Origin of the sequence: Actinomyces urogenitalis DSM 15434 (genome assembly GCF_000159035.1) — a bacterium.
GTDB lineage: Bacteria > Actinomycetota > Actinomycetes > Actinomycetales > Actinomycetaceae > Actinomyces > Actinomyces urogenitalis.
In genome coordinates this window covers 773,193-774,882 of the sequence record NZ_DS999574.1, presented here as the reverse complement: position 1 = coordinate 774,882, position 1,690 = coordinate 773,193, and the positions used below count along the sequence as shown (strand labels likewise).

The 1,690-nt window shown below is 70.6% G+C and carries 2 protein-coding genes; both read right to left on the bottom strand.

The features are described 5' to 3' along the window. On the bottom strand, positions 1-606 hold a 606-nt coding region (locus HMPREF0058_RS03375), incomplete at its 3' end, for a Rossmann-like and DUF2520 domain-containing protein (protein WP_006548277.1). Positions 607-631: 25 nt separating this feature from the next. Next, a partial coding sequence (locus tag HMPREF0058_RS03370; protein ID WP_006548276.1) for a PH domain-containing protein occupies positions 632-1,690 on the bottom strand: 1,059 nt, incomplete at its 5' end.

The following is a 1,690-nucleotide window of genomic DNA, read 5'->3' as shown; positions in this document are numbered from 1 at the left end:
CAGGTGGTTCGCTCCGTGGGCCAGCGCCGCGTGGTAGGCCGCCCGCGCCGACTCCGCCAGCACAAAGGGCTCCCCACCCAGCTCGACCGCCAGCGCCTGCCCGATCGGCAGGAAGGCCGGCGGCGCCGTCACCGCCATCGGGCAGCCCGTGAGCCTGGCCAGGTCCGTGGACATGCCGGAGAAGGTCATGGCCGGGTGCAGGGCGATCGGAATCGCACCGGCCGCCTGCGCCGGCGCGAGGACCTCGATGCCGTAGCGCCCGGAGGTGTGCACCACGATCTGGCCCATCTGCCACGCCCCGAGCTCAGCCAGGCCAGTGACCAGGTCTGCCAGGGCATCGTCAGGCACGGCCAGCAGCACGAGCTCGGCGCGGCGGATGATCTCCTCCACCTCCAGCACCGGGACGCCCGGCAGCATGACCTCAGCCCGCTCACGCGAGGCCTGCGAGACGGCGTGGACGCCGATGACCTGGTGCTCCACCGCCCGCAGGGCCGAACCGAGGACCGCGCCGACCTTGCCGGCTGAGATGATGCCGACCCCGAGCCGCCCTGGCCGAGAGGTCTCAGGCTCAACGACCGGGTTGGCGCAGGAGTGTGGCTCAGTCATGGCGTGATCGTCTCACGCCTGGACGTCAGGCAGCAGGCTCGGCCACGGCCCTGGCCAGCCAGCGGTCAATCCTCTCGGCCCGACGACGCCGCAGCGCCCGATCAGAGATAACGCGCTCCAGCGCGGCAGCGTCCCCCAGATCGAGGTTGGACATCCCGGTGGACACCTGACCGATGCTCACCATGCACAGCTCGATCTTGGCCAGCCTGCGACGTCGGGCCAGCGGCCCCTGGCTGATGTGGACCGACTGGATCCGCTCGTAGGGCACCACGCTGGTGTTCCTCCACAACCGGCTCGTACGCAGGATGACGCAGGTATCGGTCAGCACGATCCCCTCGCGGCACCAGGCCAGGGGAGAGAAGACCCGTCCCCGGGGGCTGATACGGATCAGGCCACGCTCAGGCGAGCCGATGGGCGCCCCCGGGTCCCCCACGCCGTCGTCGTCCATGCCTGACAGGACGGCCTCCAGCAGGGCGTCGGGGTCAGCCACCCCCAGGTTAGGGGTCACCAGCCACAGGGCTCGCAGCGCTGTGTCACGGTCCCCCACCGGCAGCAGGATGTTCGAGCCGTTTTCCTGTACCTGGCCCGAGGAGGAGTCCACGCTCTCACGCCCGGCCACACAGGCCACGACCTTCCACCAGTCCTTGCCACGCCACAGCGGCCCCTGCTGCAGGCTCACGGCGTGCACCCTCCCGGGTGGCAGCGTGGAGGAGGTGTCCGCCGTCAGGCCGTAGCGCACGCGGATGCCAGCCGGGGTGGCAAAGGCACGGAAGCGCCACCCCCGGTTGAAGCGCCCCCACACGACGCCGACGGCGGTCAGCGGCATGATCGCCATCGGCACGATCACGCCGATGAGCTCTCCCAGGTCCGCGGTATCGCTCGCAGTGAGAGTCACCACGAACAAGATCGCGAAGACCACCACGATCACGGCGGTCGTCACGATGGCCGCCGAACGCAGGATCGAGCCGATGAGGACCTTCGTGTCCACCTCGTACAGCGGGTACTCCTCACGCTGCCGGCCGCCGGCCGGCGGCGCAGCCGCAGCATCCTCAAAGCCTCGTGGCGCCAGCCCGGCCCCGGCTGG